Genomic DNA, 23371 nt, shown 5'->3' with positions numbered 1-23371 from the left:
CCCATGCCTGCTAACTATTTGCACGGTATTGAAACTACCGAGGTCGAACGTGGGCCTCGGGCCATTCGGGTGGTCAAGTCGGCGGTCATCGCCGTGGTTGGCACGGCGCCCATCGGTCCGGTCAATGAACTGACTTTGTCCTTGAATGATAAGGACGCCGCTCAATTCGGCTCGCATCTCACCGGTTTCAGCATTCCAGAAGCACTGGAGGGTATCTACGACTTCGGCACCGGTACGGTGCTGGTGGTCAACGTGCTCGATCCAGCTATCCACCGCACCAATGTGGTCGACCAGGTGAAACAGTTTGGCGACAACGACCTGCTGCAGCTGGAGCACGGTGCCTTACAACTGCTGGAGTTGAAGCCCTCTGACGGCGCTACGTCGTTCGTACTCGACACGGATTACACAGTGACCATGCTCACTGGACGTGTGAAACGCCTAGCGACAGGTGCAATTCCAGCCAATGGCCAGGTGAAGGCCAGCTACACCCACGCCGACCCGAGCAAAGTTACGCCAGCTGACATCATTGGCGGGATCACCGTCGCCGGACGTCGCACCGGATTGAAGGCCTTCCAGGACAGCTACAACCTGCTGGGCTTTTTCCCGAAGATCTTCATTGCGCCAGGCTTCAGTACTTTGAATTCGGTGAGTGTTGACTTGATCGCGGCCGCTGGCCAGGTCGGTGCGGTCACCTACGTTGATGCCCCCATCGGGACCACGGTGCAGCAAGTGATCGCTGGGCGCGGTCCTGCAGGTGCAATCAACTTCAACACCAGCAGCGACCGTGTCCGTCTGTGTTATCCGCATGTAAAGGTGTACGACGCAGTAACCAATGGCGAGCGTCTGCAGCCGCTCTCAATCCGAGCTGCAGGTCTGCGGGCTAAAGTCGACAACGACAAGGGCTACTGGTGGAGCAGCTCTAACCAGGAGCTGGTTGGCGTGATCGGTCTGGAGCGGCCATTGACCGCTCGCGTGGACGATGCGAGCAGTGAGGTCAATCTGCTCAATGAAAACGGCATCACTACCGTCTTCAATTCGTTCGGTACCGGACTGCGCTTGTGGGGCAACCGCACTGCGGCTTGGCCGACCGTCACGCACATGCGCAACTTCGAAAACGTGCGGCGTACCAAGGATGTGGTCGACGAGTCGATCCGTTACAGCTCATTGCAGTTCGTGGACATGCCGATTACCAGCTCGCTGATCAGCAGCATCACGGAAAGCGTCAACCTGTTCCTGCGTAAGCTGATCGGCGACGGAGCGTTGATCGGTGGTGAGTGCTGGTATGACCCAGCACGCAACCCACAGCCGGAGCTGGAACTGGGCCATGCCCTGTTCAACTACAAGCTGACTGTGCCGTTGCCATTTGAACGCGGCACCTTTGAAACTGAAATCACCGGGGAATACCTGGTCAACCTGGGAGCCGCATAAATGGCAGGCTTTAGCGCACACCGCATCTCCAATGCTGCCATTTATCTGGATGGGGCGAGCTTCTTCGGCCGTGCCGAAGAGATTGATCTGGGCTCAATCAAAACCGTGACCAGTGACTTCCAGGGGCTGGGCATGGTTGGCCTGATCGAACTGCCTGACGGGATCGATAAGCTGGAAGGTAAGATCACCTGGAATAGCTTGTACTATGACGCCGCAGTCAAGCTGGTCACGCCATTCAAGAGCGTCCAGTTGCAGTGCCGTTCCAACGTCCAGGTCTTCAACAACGGCGGCCTCGTTGACGAGATTGCTTTGGTCACGATGATGACCATTACGGGCAAGGAGTATCAACTGGGCAGTCACAAGCCACGCGATCCAACCAAGTACGAAACGCCATTCTCGGCGACGTATGTGCGGCAGGTAATTGATGGGCAAGAGGTAGTACTGCTGGATTACCTGGCCAACATCTTCAAGGTTGGCGGGCAGGATCAGTTGTCCAGATACAGGCAGAACATCGGACAGGCATAAAAATGGAAAAGGCAGTCAACCTTCCGGTTAACTGCCTTTTTTGTCATTCCGCAATAGCATTCGGAACAGAGTTGTACAGCTTCAGAGTCTGCAGAGTAGCGACGTAATAATCACCTTCTCCCCGGATGTATTTTTCGTCTGCAAGCCACGCAAGCACGCTTTTAAGAACCTTCTCCTCAGGGCTATCTCGGTAAAAACCTGAAACACTCAAGAAACCGCTGGTTTCTGCCTTTTGGTATTCGCCTTTAGGAAGCTCAAATGTCTCAGCGGTAATTTTTTCCGGCACTGGGCAAGCATCTACCAGAATCTCCAGAACCTTCTTCGCGAGAATATTGAACTGCTCTTTATTGTCGTTACTCATACCAACCATCTCCTTGGGGTCTAAAAAGCTACGTCATAGAGCGGGTGATGTTAGGGCAATTTTCCGAGATACGCAGTCTCTTTAAACTCGATTAAAAGTCAGCGCCACGACCAGGTGCGATGCTTAGGGCTCATTTAGAGCAGTCGATCAGACCGACAACCTGGAGCACCAAAGATGGCCGAAACAATCAGCTTGACCCTCAAATTTCCTTTCAAGAGTGCCAGCGGCGAGACGATCTCGAAGCTGCCGATCAAGCGTCTCAAACGCAAAGACATCAGCGCCGCGCAGGCAGTCGTCAAAGACGAAGCCGCGCTGGAAGACATGCTGGTGGCCAAGATGTTGGGCATCACGCTGGAGGACCTCGGTGAATTCGATATCGCTGACTCTAAGTCAGCCACCGAGGTGTTGCGGGAAATGTCCAATGGAGGAGACCTTGCTGCAGTCCTGGGACGAGGCACTGTTGCTGGTGCTGAGGATGCAGCCGTCTGAGATTGCCCGACTGGAGATGGTGGAATACTGGCGCTGGGTCGAGACCTGTCAACGCGAGATCAATCGTCGTATCGAACTCGCCGAGCACATGAACGGCTGATCACTGCCATCAACCCGATCACCACCCCCGCCAACAACGCGCCGCCCGCTGCAATGGGGGCGGCCGCTAGGGCAAGCACCGGCAGCCCCAAGCAGAACATCAAAACCGCCGCCCACACGGGCAGGTTCGTCAGGCAAAGCCAGGCAAGCCAGATCACACCGATGCCGATGGCCAGTGCATAGAGGGTTTTGGCGGTGCGTATAGCGGTCTTCTCAAACATGCCCACAGCGTAGCAAATTATGGCTAATGAAGTTCTGGTTGGACTAAAGATCGGGGCCGCGGTATCGGGCAGCCTGAATGCTGCATTCGGTTCGGCCAAGTCGACCGTTCAGCAGCTTGGTCGCGCCACTGACGGGTTGACGGCCAAACAAAAGCTCATCGGAACTGAGCTGGCGTCGACCCTAGCACGTGGTGGCACCGGCATCGAGCGCATGCGTCGGCAGTACGACCAGGTCGGCCGCACCATTGATCAACTCAAGGTCAAGCAAGACCGTCTCAACACCAGTATCGCTCGGGGCGAAACCCTTAAAAACAAACGTGGTGAACTGCGTGGCCAGGCCATGGAGACGGCTGGTACAGCCGCTGTTATTGGTGCGCCAGTTGTTCAGTCGATGCGTACTGCTATCGACTTCAAAGATAAGACCAATGACATCGCAATCACTGGCGGCTTCAATGCAGAAGAGGAAGCGCAGCTCGGCAATGTAATGCGAGGCGCGGCACTCAAGTGGAATCAAACTCAAACCGAAGTCGCTGCAGGTACAGCGGTGTTAATCGCTGGCGGGATCTCCAGTGCCAAAGAGCTTGCTGCTTATGCTCCAGTGATGGCTAAAACTGCTACGGCAACTCGCGCCAGTATGGATGACCTCGGTTCAGTGGCCATCGCTTTGAATGACAACCTTGGAATCGGCGCAGCCGGACTTGAGCGATCAATGAACATGCTGGCCTTCGCTGGCAAAAGCGGCCAGTTCGAATTGGCGGACATGGCCAAATGGCTCCCGCAGCTGACGCCTCAATTTGCCGCGCTCGGTATCACTGGCGAACGCGCAGTTGCCGAGATCGGCGCGTCACTGCAAATCGCTCGCCGAGGCGCTGGCAGTAACGATGAAGCGGCCAACAACTTTAAGAACTTCCTTTCGAAACTCACCGCGAAAGACACCCTAAAGTCCTTCGAGGGCGCGGGGATCGACCTCACCACGTCAATGAAGAACTTGGTGGGGAAAGGTCTCACACCTGTTCAGGCGATGCTGGAAGTCATTACTGACTATGTTGGAACTAAAGGACCAGAGGCCGCAGGCAAGTTTCAAAGCGTCATGGCCATCAAGGATGACGAAGAGCGTCAGATTGCCCTCAACCGTTTGAATGAAGCCTACAAGCTGGGTGAATTGTTTGCGGACCAACAGGTGCTGTCATTCATTCGTCCGGCCATGGCGAACAGAAAGGATCTTGCCGGTATCCAGCAGGGCAGCATGGATGCCGCCGATAAAGGTGGGCTTGATACAGACTGGAAAAAACGGATGGAGAGTCCGAAGGAGCAGCTAAAAGCGCTGACGATCAATCTTTCGGAGATAGGAATAACCATTGGCAGCACGCTGTTGCCAGCACTCGTCGAAGTTACACAGGCTGTCATCCCGGTGATGCAGTCATTTGCCACCTGGGCCAGTGAGAATCCTGCGCTTATCAAAGGTGTCATCGGCCTGGTCGGTGGCCTTTTGCTCGGCAAGTTAGCCTTCATCGGCGTTGCCTACGGGGCCAACCTTGTGCTTTCGCCCTTCGTGGCCATGAGCACCACTATCACAACACTTTCGTCGAAGTGGACTCTACTGCGCGGCATGTGGCAGATGGGTAAGTTCGCCCCCTTAATCAACGGCATGAGCAAAGGCGCCAGCGCCGTGAGCTGGTTGGCTCGAGGCAGCGTGATCCTCGGCAAGGCTCTGGGCGGCAAGTTGCTTTTTGGCTTGCGCGTTGCGGGCCAGGCGATTCTTTGGCTTGGTCGAGCCTTAATGATGAACCCCATTGGACTGCTGATCACGGGAATCGCCGTGGCGGCTTACCTGATTTATCGCTACTGGGAGCCGATCAAAGGCTTTTTCGCCGGTTTGTGGACGGAGATCAAGGCCGGCTTCAGCGGTGGTCTCTCAGGCATTTTAGGGTTGATGGCTAACTTCTCTCCGGTCGGCATGTTTTACAGAGCCTTTGCCGGAGTGATGAGTTACTTCGGAATTGAACTGCCGGGCAAGTTCACCGAGTTCGGCGGCATGATCATTGATGGTTTGGTCAATGGCATCGGCAACGCTTTAGGTGCTGCCAAAGAAGCGGTCGTCGGTATCGGCACTTCGGTCAAAGGTTGGTTTACCGAAACACTCGGCATCCGGTCTCCGAGCCGCGTGTTCATGGGTTATGGCGCCAACATCAGCGAAGGCGCCGCTATTGGTATCAGTGCGCAGTCAGACCTGGTCCGTAAAGCGGCACTGGGCATGGCTGAACAATCGGGTGTCGACCTTGCGCCGCCGAACCCGGCTGATGTATCCAGGGCGAGCATGATGGGGAATGCTGGAGGCGCATCTGCTGAAATGGGTTCCGGCATGGGCGGCGGCCCAAGCTTCACTTTCTCCCCGCAAATCAACGTACCTGGTGGTGCGGATATACAGCAGCAAGTTCAACAAGGTCTGCAGGCCGGCTATGTCGAGTTCACGCGGATGATGGATCGCTACATGCACGACAAACGCCGCCGTAGTTATGGCCCATCTGATGAGGGGATCGCCTGATGTTTGCAATTCTGGGTGATATCGAATTCACCGTGGCTGGTGGCATCAGCGGTATGGAGCAAAGCGGATCGGCCGATTGGGCAGAGCACGCACGTATCCAGGGGAAACCTTTGCTGGAGTGGATCGGTGAAGGTCTGGATGAGTGCAACCTGACCATCGAGCTGCACCCAGTCCTGGGTGACCCCGAGGAGCGGTTACGAACTCTGCGCTTGGCTAAGAGCAAACATGAGCCTCTGGCCTTTGTGATGGGAAGCGGCGAGTACCTCGGTGCCTACGTCATCACCAACATCTCCAATGCCATCCGCCGCTCAACGGCCGTGGGCCAGATCAAAGCTGCCACGGTTCAGCTGAGCCTGAAGGAATACACTGGGGCGTTCACTCGCAAGGTCGCTCGGCCAGGATTGCTCGATCCAGCTTTGAACGGCACAACGGCAGCCACAGCCGGTAAGCCCGGACTTATCTCACGGCTGATGCCATCCCCCAGTACCGTCCAGGCAGTGATTGGTCATGCGAAAACAGCCGGGAACATCCTGAAGGCAGGCCAGAACTTGTATGAGACGGTCAAGAGCGGCAACGCTTCGATGATCCTCGGTCAAGTCCCACAATTGCTGGGTGTCACTGCCAGGGCCATCGGGCCGTTGCAAGGACTGACGTCAGTGGCTGGGTTGCTCGATGACGGCGCCGATCTGTCGCGTCTAGGTGAGGACGTATTGGGCAGTGTGATGGGTGCTCGATCAGCCCTTAACCCGGTCGACCTGGGCAACATCGTCGACCGGTTCTCCGCGTCCCGCGAGTCGCTTGGCCAGGCGCTCACCACAATGGACGGCGCCCGCACCCGTTTGGCAGGGTTGGCGGCGCAAGTCTTGACCAGGAGGGCTTAATGTTTATTCCCCATATCACCACCGATGGCGAGCGTTGGGACCAGTTGGCCTGGCGCTACTACGGTGATGCTCATCGGTATTTGCCGATCGTTGAGGCCAACACCCATGTGCCGATTACCGCCGCTTTACCAGCAGGTTTGACCTTGGCCATTCCCATACTTAAACCCGTGCCCACCACTGAGGATCTTCCACCATGGATGCGATGATCCCCAAGCAAGTACCGGAAGCACGTTTCGTGCTGGCCTACCAGCAGAGCAACATCACCCGAAACGTCAGCCAGCACTTGATCTCTTTGTCTTACACCGACTATCTCACAGGCCAGGCTGACAGCCTGGAGGTCGAGCTAGAGGACACCGAGGGTAAGTGGCGTGATGCCTGGTATCCAGGGCATGGTGACAGCTTGACCCTGTCCATTGGCTGGGAAGGCGAGCCGCTACGCGCCCTTGGCCGGTTTGAGATCGATGAGGTAGAGCTTAATTGCCCGCCCTCGACGATCACCATTCATGGCCTGGCCACCGGGATAAAGGCGGCATTGCGGACCACCGAACACCACGCTTATGAAAACACCACGCTGGATGCCGTGGCCCAGAAGATCGCGGCACGTCAGGGACTGGAGCTGATTGGCAGTATTGAGCCGATCAAGCTCGACCGGTTGACTCAGCAGGAGTCCGATCTGACCTTCCTGCGCAACCTGGCAGCTGAGTATGACTATGCCTTCAAGGTGACCGGCAACCGTATGGTCTTTCATGCCATCAGTGAGTTGGCCAAGGGCGCCCCGGTGGCAACGCTGGTGCTCCAGGACTTAAGCAGTGTGAACTTGCGCGATCAGATCAAGAGCGTCCCTCAAGCCATCGAGGTGAAACACAAAGAACCTGCAAAGAAAAAGCTGATTGCCTACACCATCGAAAATGGTGAAACCGTTGCTGTTCCCAGCAGCGTGAGCAAGGCAACCACCAGCGGTGACACCAAGAAGAGTCGTAAGCGCAGCGCCTCGGCCGAGGAGTCAAAGGCGAAAGCCAAAGCGGAGCTGGCCAAGGCCAACCGAGAACGCACCACCGGCAGTTGGGGCGCGATGGGTCGGCCCAACCTGCTCAGCGGCAACGTTGTGACCTTGGTCGCGGCCGGCAAACTCGGCGGTAACTACCTGATCACCTCTTCACAACACCGCATGACTCGCAGCGGTTACACCGTGGAAAAGTCTGTCTGTCGCATCTCGGCGCCCTCAATCACATTGACCCAGGAGAGCAGCCAGCCGGACCTGGCTTTAACAACCTACGGCATTCAGAAAGAAGTGGTGGCCTGATGGGTGTTGAGCTGGAGTACGGTGAAGTCAGCGCCGTGGATCATCTGACTTGTCGCATACGGGTGCGCCTGGATGATCGTGATGGGGTAGAGAGCTACTGGCTCAATGTGCCCCAGCGCAACACCCAAGGCACAAAGCGTCGGCCTTTGATGCCTGAGCTGAACGAGCAGGTAGCCGTACTGCTGGACTCTGACGGTGTGGGTGGTGTTTACCTGGGCGGGATCTATTCATCGGCCGAACCGCCGCCAGTTGTCGATGAAGACACGGACTATGTGCGCTATAGCGATGGGACTGTCTCGGCGTACGACCGTGCAGCTGGGTTGATGACGCTGGAGTGCGTGGGGGCGTTGCGCTTGAAATGCGGCCGCAACATCACCGTCGAGGCGGGTGAGCCGGTGGTGGTGAAGGCGCCTTCAGCCACGTTGGATGTACCGCAGGTCACCATGAATGGAAACCTGCAGTTGAACGGCAACCTGATGGTAGATGGCAACGTCAATGCAACAGGTACGGTCATGGATGGCGGTGGAAACTCAAACCATCACACCCACTAGCTCTCTTTAAACTCGATTAAAAGCCCCACCGTCCGCTCACTCGCATCATGGGTGCATGACGACACCCATTCCCTACACCAGCATCACCGCCGCCCACTGGCAGCCTGCCCTCGGAACATCCGGCGAGGTGGTCGAGGGCCTGCGCGACATAGACCAAGCCATCCGCATTGTCCTTACTACACCCAAGGGCAGTGACGCTCATCGGCCGGACTTCGGCAGTGATCTTCATTTATATATCGACTGGCCCGTCAACCGTGTGACCCCGCACCTGGTGCGTGAAGCGGTCGACGCTATCCGTCGCTGGGAAACCCGAGTCTCGATCGTCCAGGTGCTGGTGCTCATTGAGGACTCACGCGTCATCTTGCGCGTGCAGTGGCGGGTTGCGGATGGTGTCGCCCAGATGACAGAGGTGCCCTATGCGCGAGCTGCCTAAGCCAATATTCATCCAGATTGATCCGGCTGCAACTGAGGCGGATCTGATCGCCAGGTACGAGGCGAAGGCGAACAAAACTCTATATCCAGCCCAAGTTGAGCGGCTGTACATCGACCAAATCGCCTACGCCGTGACCCGTCTGCAGATGGGTATTCAGAACGCGGGTGAGCAACTGCTGGTTCGGTTTGCCAAAGGGCCGATCCTCGACTACCTGGGTGAGTTGGTCGCCACTCCCAGGCTGCTGGCCGTGCCAGCGCGCTGTGCGCTTCGATTCAGCATGCCAACAGCAGTGCAGCAGCCCTTACTCATTCGGGCAGGAACTCGCGTCAGCACCCAGGACGCCAAGCTCGCTTTTCTCACTGACCAGGACGTCATTATCCCAATTGGCCAGACCCTGGTCGGCGTGACGGCAACCTGTCTGACCGCTGGTGAGCTTGGCAATGGCTGGGCTGTTGGCCAAATCAGCAGCATTGGTAATCCGCCAGCATCTGGTCTGACTGCGACCAACACCAGTGTCACTGCCGATGGTGCCGAGGACGAAGAAGACGACCGTTATCGCGAGCGGATCATCCTGGCACCGGAAGCTTTCAGCAATGCCGGCAGCCGCGGGGCTTATCGGTATCACGCCCTCGCAGTGCATCAGTCGATCATTGATGTTGCCGTCCATGGACCGGACGAAGGGCAACCGGATGGTCATGTTGCGCTGTACCCTCTGACCGACACCGGCTTGCCCTCGGCGGATCTGCTGCAACGGATCAAAGATCAGGTTAGTGGCGAAAAGCTTCGCCCGCTGTGCGATACGGTTCATGCCCATTCACCCACCGAAGTCACCTACCAGATCAAGGCTCGCATCACCTTCTACAACACGGCAGATCGAACTGAGGCCATGAAGGCAGCCAAAGCTGCGGCTGAAGTTTATGCCGTTGAACGACGTGCAGGGCTCGGTCGCGATATTGTCCAGGAACAACTGACCGCGTTGCTGCAGGTGAATGGCGTATATCGGGCTGATCTGGAGTTCCCGAGCGCCCTGCGTGAACTGATCGGTAACGAGTGGGCTAACTGCACCTCGATCCAGCTGGTAGATGCAGGGGTGGCGTATGGCTGACCAGCAGCTACCACCTGCCTTGGCGGGTGACGAACGTTTTGCTCTGCTTTGCAAGCTGCTCAATGAGACGCTGGACAGCCTCGATATTGACGCAATGTTGGTTTACCTGGTCGACCTGGTGAAACCTCAGTTGCTACCGACCTTGGCAGAGCAGTTTTCTCTCCTCGATGAGGCCGCCTGGATGCTGGCCGAGTCGGAGGACGCTAAACGCAGCCTGATCAAGAACTCTGCTCAGTTGCATCGCTACAAAGGCACGCCCTGGGCAATTCGCGAGGTCATACGTCTGCTCGGCTTCGGCGAGGTGACGCTTCAGGAAGGCCTTGGGAACCAGGTGCGTGACGGTTCCATCACCAGGGATGGGAGACACGTCCACGGCGATCCGTCTGCATGGCCGCTTTACAGGGTCTTCCTTGAGCGAGCCATCACCAATGACCAGGCTGCGCTTTTGCGCCGCCTTCTTCTTTCCGTCGCTCCAGCTCGCTGCCGGCTGGTGTCGCTCGACTATCAGTCCGTGGCGATTCGGCATAACGGCGTGGCCCGTCGCGACGGCCAATACAACCATGGGAGTAGCTGATGGCCGAACTACCTGAATTAAACGAATGGCCGGAAGGCATATACCAACTTGAGACGTCTGACCCTGTATTAGGTGGACCGGAAGGCATCGACAACCTGCAGGCCAAACAGCTCGCTAGCCGCACTAAGTGGTTGAAGGCACAGTTAGCGCTTCTGGGTGAAAACAAACAGCCTTTGGATGCGACACTCACCGCGCTTGCAAACCTGGTGTTGACTGGTAACAAACTCATCTACGCGACCGGAGTAGATACTTTTGCTACTACCGCGTTGTCCTCTTTCATCCGTACGTTACTTGATGATGTAGATGACGCCGCCGCTAGGGACACGTTGGGAGCGGCGCCACTGGTCAGCCCGGCGCTAAGCGGCACCCCGACAGCGCCCACCGCAGCGGCTGGCGTGACCTCATCGCAGATAGCCACCACAGAATTCGTGCAGACCGCGATTGCAAAATACAGTTCTGTCACCGCTATCAGTGTTAGCCAGGCACTCACGGCAGCCCATCGCGGGCTAGTACTAATAGATGCTGCCGCTGGCGACCGGACGATCACCCTGCCGGCATCCAACGCCGCCCTGGGTGTTATTGATTTGGTTCTGCGCCGAGTTGACCTGGCGACTAATGCTCTGACTATCGTTGCGTCCGGCGCAGACAAGCTAATGCTCGACACTACGGTTTCTTCGGTCGGCCAGGCGTCGACCGAGTTGCTGTTTGCGGGTGACTACCTGATCTTGCGCAGCGATGGCGCCGGTAAGTGGTGGTGTGTGGGGCAGTGCCAGCTGCCCGGCAGTATCGCGACAGGTTTTACCGTTCTTTCCACGACGGGGGCGTCGACCTACACCGTTCCACCGGTGCTGCGTTCGGGTCGCCGCTGGGCGAAGGTCAAAGTCACTGGTGCCGGCGGCGGTGGTGCTTGTAAATCGGTTTCCCCTGGGCCGGCTGGAGGTTCGGGCGGGGGGGTGGCCGAAAAGCGCATCAATCTTGCCGGGGTGGCCACCGTGTCAGTGACCGTGGGCGCCGGCGGCGTTGGTGGGGCTACGGATGGAGCGATTGGTGCTGTGGGCGCGGCCTCAACGTTCGGGGCTTATTGTTCGGCCCAAGGAGGCGGCGCCGGCCAAGTCAACGGCAACTCGCCAGTCGGCGGCGTAGGGGTGGGTGGTGATCTCAATTACACCTTGGGTAATGGTTGCCCGGCGATATCCGGTCCTGGCGGCTCCCTGTTTGGTGGCTCAGGGGGTGGCGGCGTAAGTTCCATTGCTTCCTCCGATGGTAGCACTCCGTTAAGACCAGGTTGTGGGGGTGCTGGTCGAACGACGTCTGCGGCCCCGTCGGGAGCTAATGGTCTTGTGGAGATTTCATGGTGAGGACTATGTGGGCACTTATCGAAAACGGCACGGTGGCCGAAACTACCGATATCGATCCTGTGGGCCGCTACCACGCCAGTATGCTTTGGTTGGCTTGCCCGGCCGAAGTGGCGGCGGGCTGGGGCTGGGATGGTGAGCGTTTTGTGGCACCGGTGGCCGAGAGTCGCGACCTTATCAAGGCGCGGGTGTGGGCGGCGATCAAGGCCGAGCGCGACCGCCGCAAAGAGGCCGGCTTTCAGGTGGGCGTGCAATGGGTTCATTCCGACTTGTTCAGCCGCAGCCAGTGGCTGGGACTCAAGGATAACGCCCGTGACGCCTTAGCCGCTGGGGGCGGCATGGGCGATGCCTTGCGCGACAGCGAAGACAATCCCGTGGTGTGGAAAATGCTCGACGGCTCGTTTGTGGCGGTTACCGCACAGTTGGCGTTCGATGTCGTGGCGACAGTCACCCGTTCCGACATCGCGATGTTCACCGCGGCCGAGGTGCATAACGCGACCATGTTGCTGTCGGCCGATCCTGCCCGCTACGACTACACCAGCGATTGGCCGCCTTCGTATGCCGAGTGGGCAGCCGCGCAGGGGACTGAATAATGGGGGCGGTGCGGGTGCTGTTCACCCGCCGCCGGGCTATTGGAAGCCTGCTGATACGGGGCATTACCTGGTCGGCCTTCAGTCACGTCGAAATCGTCATTGGTGATCAGGTCATTGGCGCCAATATGTTCTGCGGCGTGAGCCTGACGCCGCTCAAGGAACGATTGGCCATGGCGAGCTATGCGGCGCTGGTGGACATGCCGTGCCCTGATGTTGACGCGGTCAAGGCCGCTGCTCTGAGCAAGCTGGGGGCCGGTTACGACTACCTGGGGCTACTGGGCATCCTCGTGCACTCTGACGACTTCCAAGAGCAAGAGCGGTTCTTCTGTTCGGAGTTCGTCGCGTGGGCCTTCCGTGAGGCCGGCTTTCCGCTACTGCGGCCGGAGTTGACCGGTCGCGGAACCCCGCAGCACTTGTGGATGCTTCCCGCGCCCACGCAGACCGCCGGTAAGCCTGAGACATTGTTGGATTTGACCTAAAGTCGAGCAACGCCATTGCTTCGACTTGGATCGCCGAGCGAAGTGAGCGCAGCGAAGGAGGTGCGCTGCTCTTCATCTGAAATACTCAAGCCGATCCAATCGGCCTGTTTTGATATTCTGTTGCAACGGGTGCAAAAAATTCTGCACTCACTTATCTCAAATCATGGCGTGGATTTTTCGCGCCCGGCATCAGCCTGCATCGAAATCTTCACGAAAATTACCCCGCCTCGCCCTCCTCCCCAATGATTCCGGGCTTTTTACGGTTTCAGCGAAACGCGTCCTGACAGTCCTCCCAACCGATCCCGCTTTGCGCCGTTTGCGTGATGAGCCATGGCATCGCCGTTTTCACAGCATCCTGCTTCACATTGAAGTTAATCACCCCATGTCGCCATAGCAGCATCAGCGTCAACACGCGTTGCGCGCTCGGGTTGCCCTTGAGCTTGCCGGCGCCGTCCTGGGCATCGATGTCCCACAAGGCCACCTGCAAACCCTGCGCCTTGAAGAAGCCTTCGGCATCCGAGCGACGCTGGCCATCGGGCGGGCGGAACAGCGGCACGTAATTCTCCGGCAGCTTGCTTTTCACCAGCTCGACGCTACGTCGCACCGAGTCCTGCCAGTCCTGCCAGTGGCTGTGAGAACGAAATTCCCAGCCTTGCACGCCGATGCACTGCGCTGAATAGGTCGCTTGCACACTGGCCACCGAGCGCTCGGACAGACGCGCCTGGATGTCTTTGCCCAGCACGAAGAACGTGCCGCTCATATTCGACTTGCGCAGGTACTCCGTCACCCACCCGGTGTTGTCCGGCGTGACATTGGCGGCGCTGTCGAAGGTCAGCAAAAACAGCCGGTCATGCATCTCGTCGCCGTTGCGCTCATAGTCGCCAAAACGATCGACTTCGCTGCTGCTCTGTGGAAATAGTGCAGCCTTGCGCAGTTGCTCGTCGAGGTACTGGGCGTGAAACAAACGGCTCGGCTCCGACCACTTTATGTAGTAGCTGTCGTCGCTGACCTGAAACTTGGCCGCTTGCTGGCGCAGGGTGTCCATGTCCTCGACGAGGAAACAAAAGGAAGCATCCTGATCACAGCTCTGCTGGGCGAAGTTGTAGTTGGCGAGCAGGCGTTGCCACATGCGCTGGCGCAGGTTGTTGACGGACTCCAGATTGAGGGTCCGCAAGCCCAGGCGGTGCGCCAGGGCAGGCTCATCCAGCGACTCGCTGGCCAGCAACACGCGGGCGAACATGAGGATTTCGGCGCGTGATGCGACGTCAAACAGCGTCGGGCTGCTGAGCTGTTCCGGCCAGGTGCTGCGATCAAGCGTCGCCACATCGCCCGGCGCCGCCATGGCTCCGAAGCTCAACAGCCACGCCGAAAATAGAAAAACGATACGCAATGGGATGTCTCCATAACAAAACCCGCGCGGCACTATAGCTGATCTGGCCCCTATTCCCGCAGCAGCGCCAAACACCTGTAGGAGCGAGGCTTGCCCGCGAAGGCGGTTTGTCAGTTTAATCATGAGTGACTGACACACCGTCTTCGCGGGCAAGCCTCGCTCCTACAGGGGAACGTGCAAGCCGTCGATCACCTATGGACTTGATAGCTGGAGTCAACCGGCCCAACCCCCTAGAATCGCCCCCACGATTAAAGGAGACGACTTCATGCTGATGGTGATTTCCCCCGCCAAGACCCTCGACTACGAAACACCGCCGGCGACCCAGCGCTTCACCCAGCCGCAGTACCTCGACCATTCCCAGGAGCTGATCATGCAGCTGCGCGACCTGACGCCAGCGCAGATCAGCGAGTTGATGCACGTCTCCGACAAGATCGGCGGCCTCAACGCCGCGCGTTTCGGCAGCTGGACGCCCGCGTTCACACCAGAAAACGCCAAGCAGGCGCTGCTCGCCTTCAAGGGCGACGTGTACACCGGCCTGAACGCACAAACCTTCAGTGAAGCCGATTTCGATTACGCGCAACAGCACTTGCGCATGCTCTCAGGCCTGTATGGTCTGTTGCGCCCACTGGACCTGATGCAACCGTATCGGCTGGAAATGGGCACCAAACTGGCGAATGCCCGCGGCAAGGATCTGTATGCGTTCTGGGGTACGCGGATCAGCGAATGGCTGAACGAAGCACTGGCCGATCAGGGCGACGATGTGCTGCTGAACCTGGCCTCCAACGAGTACTTCTCGGCGGTCAAACGCAGTGCCCTGAACGCGCGCATCATTAATACCGACTTCAAGGACTTGAAGAACGGCCAATACAAGATCATCAGTTTCTACGCGAAAAAAGCGCGCGGAATGATGAGTCGTTTTGTCATTGAAGAACGTGTCAACGACCCGGCAGACCTCAAAAAATTTGACGTTCAAGGCTATCGCTACAGCGCCGAGCAGTCTAAACCGGACCATTTGGTGTTCCTGCGCGATCACGCGCCAGAGTAAGCACCGGGTCGGTGCACGACAGCAAAAAAACGTCGTGCACCGCCGTCTGATCGTCCGACAATCCCCCGCCTTACTTGCCGACATATTGGCGCCAAAAATACATCACTCAATTTTCTAACTATTGTTTCACTCGACTTTGATGATTTTTTTCAGTAGTGGCACTGAAAATTTTTATCGGTAGTGGCACAAAACTATCTAACCCGATAATCGGCCTATATATAAAGGGCCAAACGGCAAGTGCTATCAATATGAGAGCAGTGCCATCTTTCTCAATATTTCAAGAAATTTCAGAATTCGCGATGGGCGGACTGGAACTATGTCCAAATGCGTAGCTCATACCATCGGTAACGATTCTCCCAGCGTTTGTGCGAGATAACTTACGCAGAGAAGAGCGTCACGTAGCGAAGTTGTCACATTAACTTCTAAAGGTCGGACCTCTAATCTGGGCAACCCATAAAGGACAGGAGATAGGCTTATCAATATCCCCTGCAAGGCCAAGGCAGCGCCCCTATAAACGTGCTCACCTGAGCACCCAACCGCTTGATTTACGGGCTTCTGCCTGGCATTGAGCGCGCAAGACCAATGCACGAATGTCTTCTGATCAGAAGATTGGCTGCATAACAGGGCATATCAAAATAATAAGGCCTAGTTGCGCACATCTTGAGTGCACTTATTTAGACACTCGGAACTTTGTATGCCTGCACGCGGCACTGTGGCGCCTGTAAGCCGCACTTTCGAGTGCACTATACCGCTGAACACCATTAACTCCGGCCATGTAATGGCTTGATAAAACACAGAGGTAATTGCGATGCGCATCAGCATATTTGGTTTGGGTTACGTCGGCGCAGTATGTGCCGGTTGCCTGTCTGCACGGGGCCATGACGTCGTTGGCGTCGATGTTGCCAAAGACAAAATCGATATGATCAACGCCGGTAAATCGCCGATCGTTGAACCGGGTCTGGGCGAACTTCTGAAGAAGGGCATCGAGACGGGCAAATTGCGCGGCACGACCAACTTCGCCGAGGCGATTCGCGACACCGACCTGTCGATGATCTGCGTCGGTACGCCGAGCAAAAAGAACGGCGACCTGGAACTGAACTACATCGAAGCCGTGTGCCGCGAGATCGGTTTTGTCCTGCGTGACAAGACCACCCGCCACACCATCGTGGTTCGCAGCACCGTTTTGCCGGGCACGGTCGCAAACGTTGTCATCCCGATCCTCGAAGACTGCTCCGGCAAGAAAGCCGGCGTTGATTTCGGCGTTGCAGTGAACCCTGAGTTCCTGCGTGAAAGCACCGCGATCGCCGACTACGACCTGCCGCCAATGACCGTCATCGGCGAGTTCGACAAGGCTTCGGGCGACGTTCTGCAAGCGCTGTACGAAGAGCTCGACGCACCGATCATCCGCAAGGACATCGCTGTCGCCGAGATGATCAAGTACACCTGCAACGTGTGGCACGCCACCAAGGTGACCTTCGCCAACGAGATCGGCAACATCGCCAAGGCTGTCGGCGTCGATGGTCGTGAAGTGATGGAAGTGGTCTGCCAGGACAAGACGCTGAACCTGTCCCAGTACTACATGCGCCCAGGCTTCGCGTTCGGCGGTTCTTGCCTGCCGAAAGACGTGCGTGCCCTGACCTTCCGTGCCGGTTCCCTGGACGTCGAAGCGCCGCTGCTGAACTCGCTGATGCGCAGCAACGTGTCGCAAGTACAGAACGCATTCGACATCGTTTCCAGCCACGACAAACGCAAAGTCGCCCTGCTGGGCCTGAGCTTCAAGGCTGGTACCGATGACCTGCGCGAAAGCCCGCTGGTTGATCTGGCGGAAATGCTGATCGGCAAGGGTTACGACCTGAGCATCTACGACAGCAACGTCGAATACGCCCGTGTCCACGGCGCGAACAAGGATTACATCGAGTCGAAGATCCCTCACGTCTCGTCCTTGCTCAACGCTGACTTCGACGACGTGATCGCCAACTCCGACGTGATCATCCTCGGCAACCGTGACGAGAAATTCCGCGCCCTGGCGCAGAACGCTCCGCACGGCAAGCAAGTCGTCGACCTGGTTGGCTTCATGTCCAAAGCCACCAGCGTCAGCGGCCGCACCGAAGGCATCTGCTGGTAACAAGCGGCTCCCTGTAGGAGCCAGGCTTGCCGGCGAACCAGGCAACGCGGTGTGTCAGGCACGCCGCCTTCGCGGGCAAGCCTCGCTCCTACGCTTTTTCGCCTGCCTTAACCCCATCGGGCCACCCCACAGGCTCGCCCGAGATAGAGACGGATGCAGATTATGCACAGGCTAAAGCACGGCCTACTTCAGGCCGCCGGTTGGCTGTTTTACCTAAGTTTATTGATGGGCATCGCCATGGCGTTGCCTGCGTCCACATTCGATTCCGATTCGAAGGACTTTATCTTCCTCATCGGTTTCATCGGCATCTGGCGCTACTCGATGGGCGCCACGCACTTTGTGCGCGGCATGCTGTTTCTGTACGTGGTCTACCCGCACCTGCGGCGCAAAGTGCGCAAGCTGGGTGACGCGGCAAACCCGTCCCATGTGTTTTTGATGGTCACCAGTTTTCGTATCGACGCGCTGACCACCGCCCAGGTCTACGCCTCGGTCATTCGCGAAGCGATCGACTGCGGCCTGCCGACCACCATGGTCTGCTCCATCGTGGAAATGTCCGATGAGAAGCTGGTGAAAAGCCTTTGGTCCCGGATGAATCCGCCGGATCGGGTCAAGCTCGACTTCGTGCGTATTCCCGGCACCGGCAAGCGTGATGGCCTGGCCTACGGTTTCCGCGCCATCTCCCGCCACCTGCCGGACGACCGCGCAGTGGTTGCAGTGATCGATGGCGACACCGTGCTCGCCGAGGGCACCGTGCTCAAGACCGTGCCGTGGTTCCAGCTGTTCGGCAATGTCGGCGGCCTGACCACCAACGAGTTCTGCGAAGTGCGCGGCGGCTACATCATGAGCGAATGGCACAAACTGCGATTCGCCCAGCGCCACATCAACATGTGCTCGATGGCCCTGTCCAAGCGCGTGCTGACCATGACCGGCCGGATGTCGGTGTTCCGCGCCACCGTGGTCACCAACCCGGACTTTATCGCCGACGTGGAAAGCGACTCGCTGCAACACTGGCGCCTGGGCCGCTTCAAGTTCCTGACCGGTGACGACAAGTCGAGCTGGTTCAGCCTGATGCGTCTGGGCTACGACACGTTCTACGTGCCGGACGCCGCGATCCATACCGTGGAACATCCGCCGGAAAAAAGCTTCATCAAGGCCAGTCGCAAACTGATGTTCCGCTGGTACGGCAACAACCTGCGCCAGAACGCCCGCGCCCTGGGCCTGGGGGTTAAACGCCTCGGCCTGTTCACCTCGGTGGTGCTGTTCGATCAGCGCGTGTCGATGTGGACTTCGTTGTTGGGCCTGACCGTCGCGCTGATCGCCAGCTTCAAGTACGGCACCGCGTTCATCCTCGTGTACCTGCTGTGGATCGGTATTACCCGCCTGATCCTGACCGTGCTGCTGTCCTTGTCCGGTCACCGGATCGGCCCGGCCTACCCGGCGATTCTCTATTACAACCAGATCGTTGGCGCGCTGGTGAAGATCTACGTGTTCTTCCGCCTCGACCAACAGTCCTGGACTCGCCAGCCCACTTCCCTGACCCGTGATCTCGCCAGCTTTCAACGTTGGTTCAACACCTGGTCGTCTCGGACCATGACCTTCTCCGCCGGCAGCATCTTTGTTGCCGTGCTGCTGATGATGGTCTGACCGCCCCCTTATTGAATTAACCAGGAAAACGCCCCTATGAATACCGCCGTCAACGCCAACGTAGTGCATGAGTCAGAAGCCCAGCGCCAACACGCCCGAGTGAAAATCCCGGCCAAGCTGCGTTTCTTCGGTCCCGACCGGACCCCGATGGAAGCTCGAGTGATCGACCTCTCCGCTGGCGGTCTGGCTTTCAACGCCGGTCAGTTGCCACTGAAAATCGGTGACGTGTACAAGGCTCGCCTGCAGTTCGTCATCGATAACCTCGGCCTGGCCATGGACGTGGAGCTGCAAGTGCGCTCCTTCGACCGCCCGACCGGTCGTGCCGGTTGCCAGTTCCAGAACCTGGAACCACAAGACATCTCGACCCTGCGCCACTTGATCACTTCGCACCTGGCCGGCGACATCGTCAGCATGGGTGAAGTGCTGGCGACCCTGCAGCGCGACAACTTCACCAAGGCGCGCAAGATGAAGGACGGCGGCCACGGCATGACCGCGTTCGGTCGCCTGCGCGCCGTGACGTTCAGCCTGGCGATTTTCCTCGTCGGCCTGGCGGCATTCGGTTTCATCTTCAAGTCGGTGTACGGCATGTACTTCGTCAGCCACGCCCAGGCTGGCCTTGTCAGCGTGCCAGGCATGAACATCACCATGCCGCGCGACGGCACCGTGCAGAGCCTGATCAAGGCCGACGGCGTTGCCGCCAAAGGCGCTCCGCTGGCGACGTTCAGCACCAGCATGCTCGATGTGCTCAAGGGTCATCTTGACGACAATCAACTGCAACCGGCCAAGGTTGAAGAGCTGTTCGGCAAGCAAATGACCGGCACCCTGACCTCGCCGTGCGATTGCACCGTGGCCCAGCAACTGGTCGCCAACGGTCAGTACGCCAGCAAAGGCGACGTGATCTTCCAACTGGTGCCGCGCAACAGCGAAGCCAACGTTGAAGCACGCTTCACCTATCGCCAGTTCGCCGATGTACGTCCAGGCAACACGGTCAGCTTCCAGATCGCCGGCGATGACACCACCCGCAGCGGCAAGATCGTCAGCAGCACCAGCCTGAAAAGCGCCGACCTTTCCTCCGACATCCGCGTGCTGATCCAGCCGGACGAGCCGCTGGACAGCAAGTTCGCCGGTCGCCCGGTTGAAGTGAACAGCACCCGTGGTCCGAACCTGAACTGGCTGATCGACAAAGCCATGGCTTCCGGTCTTTAAGCAGAGGACATGCCTGTGACGACTCCAAATATCCTCAGCACACCGCATACCCTGTGGGAGCGAGCCTGCTCGCGATGGGATCAACGCGGTTCAACTGATTCACCGCGCTGCCTGAATCGCCAGCAGGCTGGCTCCCACATTGGAACAGTGTGTGCCTTGGCATTGGCAGTCAGTCTGGCCGGTTGTGCCGGCCTGCCCGACCAGCGTCTGGCCAACGAAGCCCTTAAGCGCGGCGACACCGCGCTGGCGGCGCAGAATTACCAGCAACTGGCAGACTTGGGCTACAGCGAAGCACAGGTTGGCCTGGCCGATATCCAGGTCGACAGCCGTGACCCGGCACAAATCAAACAGGCCGAGGCGACTTACCGCGCCGCGGCCAGCGTTTCGCCGCGGGCTCAGGCTCGCCTGGGTCGCCTGCTGGTGGCCAAGCCGGGTTCCACCGAAGCCGAACAGCACGAAGCCGAAGGCCTGCTGAAAAAAGCCTCGGCCGCTGGCGAAGGCAACACCCTGATCCCGCTGGCGATGCTGTACCTGCAATACCCGCACAGCTTCCCGAACGTCAACGCCCAGCAGCAGATCAGCCAATGGCGCGCCGAAGGCAAACCGGAAGCGGGCCTGGCCCAAGTGCTGCTCTATCGCACCCAAGGCACTTACGACCAGCACCTGGACGAAGTGGAAACCATCTGCAAAGCCGCGTTGAACACCACGGACATCTGCTACGTCGAACTGGCCACGGTCTATCAGAAACAGGCCAAGCCTGAGCAACAGGCCGAGCTGATCAAGCAGATGCAAGCCGCTCAAGCTCGCGGCACGGTAACCGCTCAGCGCGTGGACAGCGTCGCTCGCGTATTGGGCGATGCAAACTTGGGCAAGACCGACGAGAAAACCGCTCAGTCGCTGCTCGAAGGCATCGCTCCGGGCTACCCCGCTTCCTGGGTCAGCCTTGCGCAATTGCTCTACGACTTCCCGGAACTGGGCGACGTCGACACGATGATGAAGTACCTGGACAACGGCCGCGCCGCTGACCAGCCGCGTGCCGAGCTGTTGCTGGGCAAGCTCTACTACGAAGGCAAAATGGTGCCGGCCGACGCGAAGGCCGCCGAAGAACACTTCAAGAAAGCCGTCGACAGAGAAGTGGCTGCCGATTACTACCTCGGCCAGATCTACCGCCGCGGTTACCTGGGCAAGGTCTATTCGCAGAAAGCGCTGGACCACCTGCTCAAGGCGGCGCGCAACGGCCAGAACAGCGCCGACTTCGCCATTGCCCAACTGTTTTCCCAAGGCAAGGGCACCAAGCCCGACCCGCTCAACGCTTACGTCTTCAGCCAATTGGCCAAGGCGCAGAACACCCCGCAAGCCACCGAGCTTGCGCAAACACTCGAAGCCCAACTGCCGCCTGCCCAGATCAAAGAGGCCCAACGCCTGTTGAAACAAGAACAGGCCGTTCGTGGTGCCTTGAGCCAGAACACGCTGGAACTGCACGCCCTGCAAGAAGAAGACGGCGAGGAATCCCTATGAAGCTGAATCCATTCGTGAAGGCCGGTATCGGCCTGTCATTCGCCCTCTTGTGGTCGTGCCCGACCCTGGCGGCCCTGACCGAAACCCAGAACTATGGCCTTGACGTCAAAGTCACCGCCCAGTCCGAAGACGACACCGACCTGGGTACGGCAAGCGGAGGCGACGTCAACGGCGTCGGCCTCGACCTGCGTCCATGGATCTACGGCGAGAGCGGCGCGTGGAGCGGCTACGCCATGGGTCAGGCCGTGACGTCCACCGACATCATCGAGACCGACACCCTGCAGCAGTCCGACAGCGACGGCACCCAAGCCACCGACAACGGTGATCGTAAGAGCAAGAAAAACTACCTGGCGATGCGCGAGTTCTGGGTCGGCTACAGTGGCTTGACGCCGTACCCTGGCGAGATCCTCAAGCTCGGTCGCCAACGCCTGCGCAACGATGACGGCCAATGGCGCGACACCAACATCGAAGCCCTGAACTGGACCTTCGACACCACCCTGCTGCGCGCCAACGCCGGTGTCGCAGAACGCTTCAGCGAATACCGCACCGACCTCACCGAGCTGGCGCCCAAAGACAAGGATCGCCTGCACGCTTACGCCGATGCGGCGTATCAGTGGACGCCGGGCAACTGGGTCGGCATTCGCGGTCATCACACCCACGATGACGGCAAGCTCGACTATCCGGAGCCAGGTGTTCCCGCCGATTCTCTGGACAAGAAAGAGAACGGCGACATCAGCTGGATCGGCCTGACCGCCGACAGCGACGCCTACAACTGGCGTAACACCAACACCGTCAACTACTGGGGCAGCGTCACCGGCATGAGCGGCGACCGCGACACGGTCAATCCGCTGAACGCCGATGGCACTCCGCCCGCTCAAGCCAAGACCAGTGGCAACGTCGATGGCTGGGCCACTGACCTGGGCGTGCGTCTGCGCCTCGATCCGCAATGGCAAGTCGGTGCAGCCTACGCCCGCGCTAGCGCCGATTACGAACAGAACGGCCTGGAAAGCAACCGTTCGAACTACACCGGTACCCGTTCGAGGGTTCACCGTTTCGGCGAAGCGTTCCGCGGCGAAATGAACAACATGCAAACCGCTACGTTGTTCGGTTCGTGGATGCTCAACGACGAATACGACGCCAGCGTGATCTACCACAAATTCTGGCGTGTCGACGGCAACAAGCCAGTCGGTAGCAACGGCATCAACGCCGTGCAGAACGACACCGACGACGTGACCGGCGCCGTGCTCTCCAGCACGTCCCTGCCGCTGGAAGATGGCAACAAAGACCTCGGCCAGGAAATGGACGTGGTCGTCACCAAGTACTTCAAGCAAGGCCTGCTGCCGGCCTCCCTGAGTCAGTCGATCGATGAGCCTTCGGCCCTCGTGCGTTTGCGTGGCGGTGTGTTCAAGCCGGGCGATGCGTATGGCAAAGGCGTCGACTCGTACATGCACCGCGCGTTTATCGACGTGATCTGGCGCTTCTGATGCGAACCGCGAAGGGA

At 58.6% G+C, this 23371-nt stretch carries 23 protein-coding genes; 20 read left to right on the top strand and 3 right to left on the bottom strand.

The window, feature by feature from the left end; genetic code table 11:
* Nucleotides 1–3: 3 nt before the first annotated feature.
* Both ACYZT6_RS02700 and ACYZT6_RS02695 read left to right on the top strand, forming a co-directional pair.
* A complete protein-coding gene (locus ACYZT6_RS02700; protein ID WP_462025610.1) occupies nucleotides 4–1428 on the top strand; it encodes a phage tail sheath subtilisin-like domain-containing protein in 1425 nt (474 codons plus the stop codon).
* On the top strand, nucleotides 1429–1953 hold the full coding sequence (locus ACYZT6_RS02695; RefSeq protein ID WP_462025609.1) for a phage major tail tube protein: 525 nt from the start codon (nucleotides 1429–1431) through the stop codon (nucleotides 1951–1953).
* 43 nt (nucleotides 1954–1996) lie between these two features.
* Here the strand turns inward: ACYZT6_RS02695 and ACYZT6_RS02690 are convergent, their stop codons facing one another.
* Complete coding sequence (locus ACYZT6_RS02690; RefSeq protein ID WP_462025608.1) at nucleotides 1997–2314, bottom strand: hypothetical protein; 318 nt, start codon at nucleotides 2312–2314, stop codon at nucleotides 1997–1999.
* 174 nt (nucleotides 2315–2488) lie between these two features.
* Between ACYZT6_RS02690 and ACYZT6_RS02685 the strand changes: the two genes are divergently transcribed.
* Nucleotides 2489–2803 carry a phage tail assembly protein gene (locus ACYZT6_RS02685; protein ID WP_462025607.1) on the top strand — a complete coding sequence of 105 codons (315 nt, stop codon included), beginning with the start codon at nucleotides 2489–2491 and terminating at the stop codon, nucleotides 2801–2803.
* A 59-nt stretch (nucleotides 2804–2862) separates the two neighbouring features.
* On the opposite strand, the gene ACYZT6_RS02680 is transcribed toward ACYZT6_RS02685, so the two are convergent.
* Complete coding sequence (locus tag ACYZT6_RS02680; RefSeq protein ID WP_462025606.1) at nucleotides 2863–3123, bottom strand: hypothetical protein; 261 nt, start codon at nucleotides 3121–3123, stop codon at nucleotides 2863–2865.
* Nucleotides 3124–3142: 19 nt separating this feature from the next.
* Between ACYZT6_RS02680 and ACYZT6_RS02675 the strand changes: the two genes are divergently transcribed.
* The 11 genes from ACYZT6_RS02675 to ACYZT6_RS02625 are packed head-to-tail and all read left to right on the top strand — an operon-like array spanning nucleotide 3143 to nucleotide 12942.
* Nucleotides 3143–5668 (top strand): phage tail tape measure protein, encoded by a 2526-nt coding sequence (locus ACYZT6_RS02675; RefSeq protein ID WP_462025605.1) that lies wholly within the window; start codon nucleotides 3143–3145, stop codon nucleotides 5666–5668.
* Nucleotides 5668–6549: a phage tail protein gene (locus ACYZT6_RS02670; protein WP_462025604.1), complete on the top strand. Its 882-nt coding sequence runs from the start codon at nucleotides 5668–5670 to the stop codon at nucleotides 6547–6549. Before ACYZT6_RS02675 ends, ACYZT6_RS02670 begins: the two co-directional genes overlap by 1 nt.
* Nucleotides 6549–6755: a tail protein X gene (locus ACYZT6_RS02665; protein WP_462025603.1), complete on the top strand. Its 207-nt coding sequence runs from the start codon at nucleotides 6549–6551 to the stop codon at nucleotides 6753–6755. Before ACYZT6_RS02670 ends, ACYZT6_RS02665 begins: the two co-directional genes overlap by 1 nt.
* A complete protein-coding gene (locus ACYZT6_RS02660; RefSeq protein WP_462025602.1) occupies nucleotides 6743–7852 on the top strand; it encodes a phage late control D family protein in 1110 nt (369 codons plus the stop codon). The genes ACYZT6_RS02665 and ACYZT6_RS02660 overlap by 13 nt, the downstream gene beginning before the upstream one ends.
* Nucleotides 7852–8403, top strand: a complete 552-nt coding sequence (locus ACYZT6_RS02655) for a phage baseplate assembly protein V (RefSeq protein ID WP_462025601.1) — start codon at nucleotides 7852–7854, stop codon at nucleotides 8401–8403. The genes ACYZT6_RS02660 and ACYZT6_RS02655 overlap by 1 nt, the downstream gene beginning before the upstream one ends.
* A gap of 55 nt (nucleotides 8404–8458) precedes the next feature.
* Nucleotides 8459–8836, top strand: a complete 378-nt coding sequence (locus ACYZT6_RS02650) for a GPW/gp25 family protein (RefSeq protein ID WP_462025600.1) — start codon at nucleotides 8459–8461, stop codon at nucleotides 8834–8836.
* Nucleotides 8820–9941 carry a baseplate assembly protein gene (locus ACYZT6_RS02645; RefSeq protein ID WP_462025599.1) on the top strand — a complete coding sequence of 374 codons (1122 nt, stop codon included), beginning with the start codon at nucleotides 8820–8822 and terminating at the stop codon, nucleotides 9939–9941. The genes ACYZT6_RS02650 and ACYZT6_RS02645 overlap by 17 nt, the downstream gene beginning before the upstream one ends.
* On the top strand, nucleotides 9934–10515 hold the full coding sequence (locus tag ACYZT6_RS02640; RefSeq protein ID WP_462025598.1) for a phage tail protein: 582 nt from the start codon (nucleotides 9934–9936) through the stop codon (nucleotides 10513–10515). The genes ACYZT6_RS02645 and ACYZT6_RS02640 overlap by 8 nt, the downstream gene beginning before the upstream one ends.
* Nucleotides 10515–11873: a glycine-rich domain-containing protein gene (locus tag ACYZT6_RS02635; RefSeq protein WP_462025597.1), complete on the top strand. Its 1359-nt coding sequence runs from the start codon at nucleotides 10515–10517 to the stop codon at nucleotides 11871–11873. The genes ACYZT6_RS02640 and ACYZT6_RS02635 overlap by 1 nt, the downstream gene beginning before the upstream one ends.
* A 5-nt stretch (nucleotides 11874–11878) precedes the next feature.
* Nucleotides 11879–12463, top strand: a complete 585-nt coding sequence (locus tag ACYZT6_RS02630; protein WP_462025596.1) for a DUF4376 domain-containing protein — start codon at nucleotides 11879–11881, stop codon at nucleotides 12461–12463.
* Complete coding sequence (locus ACYZT6_RS02625; RefSeq protein ID WP_462025595.1) at nucleotides 12463–12942, top strand: C40 family peptidase; 480 nt, start codon at nucleotides 12463–12465, stop codon at nucleotides 12940–12942. Before ACYZT6_RS02630 ends, ACYZT6_RS02625 begins: the two co-directional genes overlap by 1 nt.
* Before the next feature lie 265 nt (nucleotides 12943–13207).
* Here the strand turns inward: ACYZT6_RS02625 and ACYZT6_RS02620 are convergent, their stop codons facing one another.
* Nucleotides 13208–14332, bottom strand: a complete 1125-nt coding sequence (locus ACYZT6_RS02620; protein WP_462025594.1) for a polysaccharide deacetylase family protein — start codon at nucleotides 14330–14332, stop codon at nucleotides 13208–13210.
* A gap of 265 nt (nucleotides 14333–14597) precedes the next feature.
* Between ACYZT6_RS02620 and yaaA the strand changes: the two genes are divergently transcribed.
* The 6 genes from yaaA to ACYZT6_RS02590 all read left to right on the top strand — a co-directional run bounded on the left by yaaA (nucleotide 14598) and on the right by ACYZT6_RS02590 (nucleotide 23354).
* Nucleotides 14598–15377, top strand: coding sequence for a peroxide stress protein YaaA (gene yaaA / locus ACYZT6_RS02615; RefSeq protein ID WP_462025593.1), 780 nt, complete (start codon nucleotides 14598–14600; stop codon nucleotides 15375–15377).
* Nucleotides 15378–16185: 808 nt separating this feature from the next.
* Nucleotides 16186–17502, top strand: coding sequence for a nucleotide sugar dehydrogenase (locus tag ACYZT6_RS02610; protein ID WP_462025592.1), 1317 nt, complete (start codon nucleotides 16186–16188; stop codon nucleotides 17500–17502).
* A 162-nt stretch (nucleotides 17503–17664) separates the two neighbouring features.
* A complete protein-coding gene (alg8, locus tag ACYZT6_RS02605; RefSeq protein ID WP_461957320.1) occupies nucleotides 17665–19146 on the top strand; it encodes a mannuronan synthase in 1482 nt (493 codons plus the stop codon).
* A 36-nt stretch (nucleotides 19147–19182) separates the two neighbouring features.
* Nucleotides 19183–20352 carry a PilZ domain-containing protein gene (locus ACYZT6_RS02600; protein WP_462025591.1) on the top strand — a complete coding sequence of 390 codons (1170 nt, stop codon included), beginning with the start codon at nucleotides 19183–19185 and terminating at the stop codon, nucleotides 20350–20352.
* A 15-nt stretch (nucleotides 20353–20367) separates the two neighbouring features.
* A complete protein-coding gene (algK, locus tag ACYZT6_RS02595; RefSeq protein WP_462025590.1) occupies nucleotides 20368–21870 on the top strand; it encodes an alginate biosynthesis TPR repeat lipoprotein AlgK in 1503 nt (500 codons plus the stop codon).
* A complete protein-coding gene (locus tag ACYZT6_RS02590; protein WP_462025589.1) occupies nucleotides 21867–23354 on the top strand; it encodes an alginate export family protein in 1488 nt (495 codons plus the stop codon). Before algK ends, ACYZT6_RS02590 begins: the two co-directional genes overlap by 4 nt.
* Nucleotides 23355–23371: the final 17 nt, after the last annotated feature.

The sequence above is a fragment of the Pseudomonas sp. RT6P73 genome, assembly GCF_054897715.1.
This window is presented reverse-complemented; position numbering and strand designations above follow the sequence as displayed.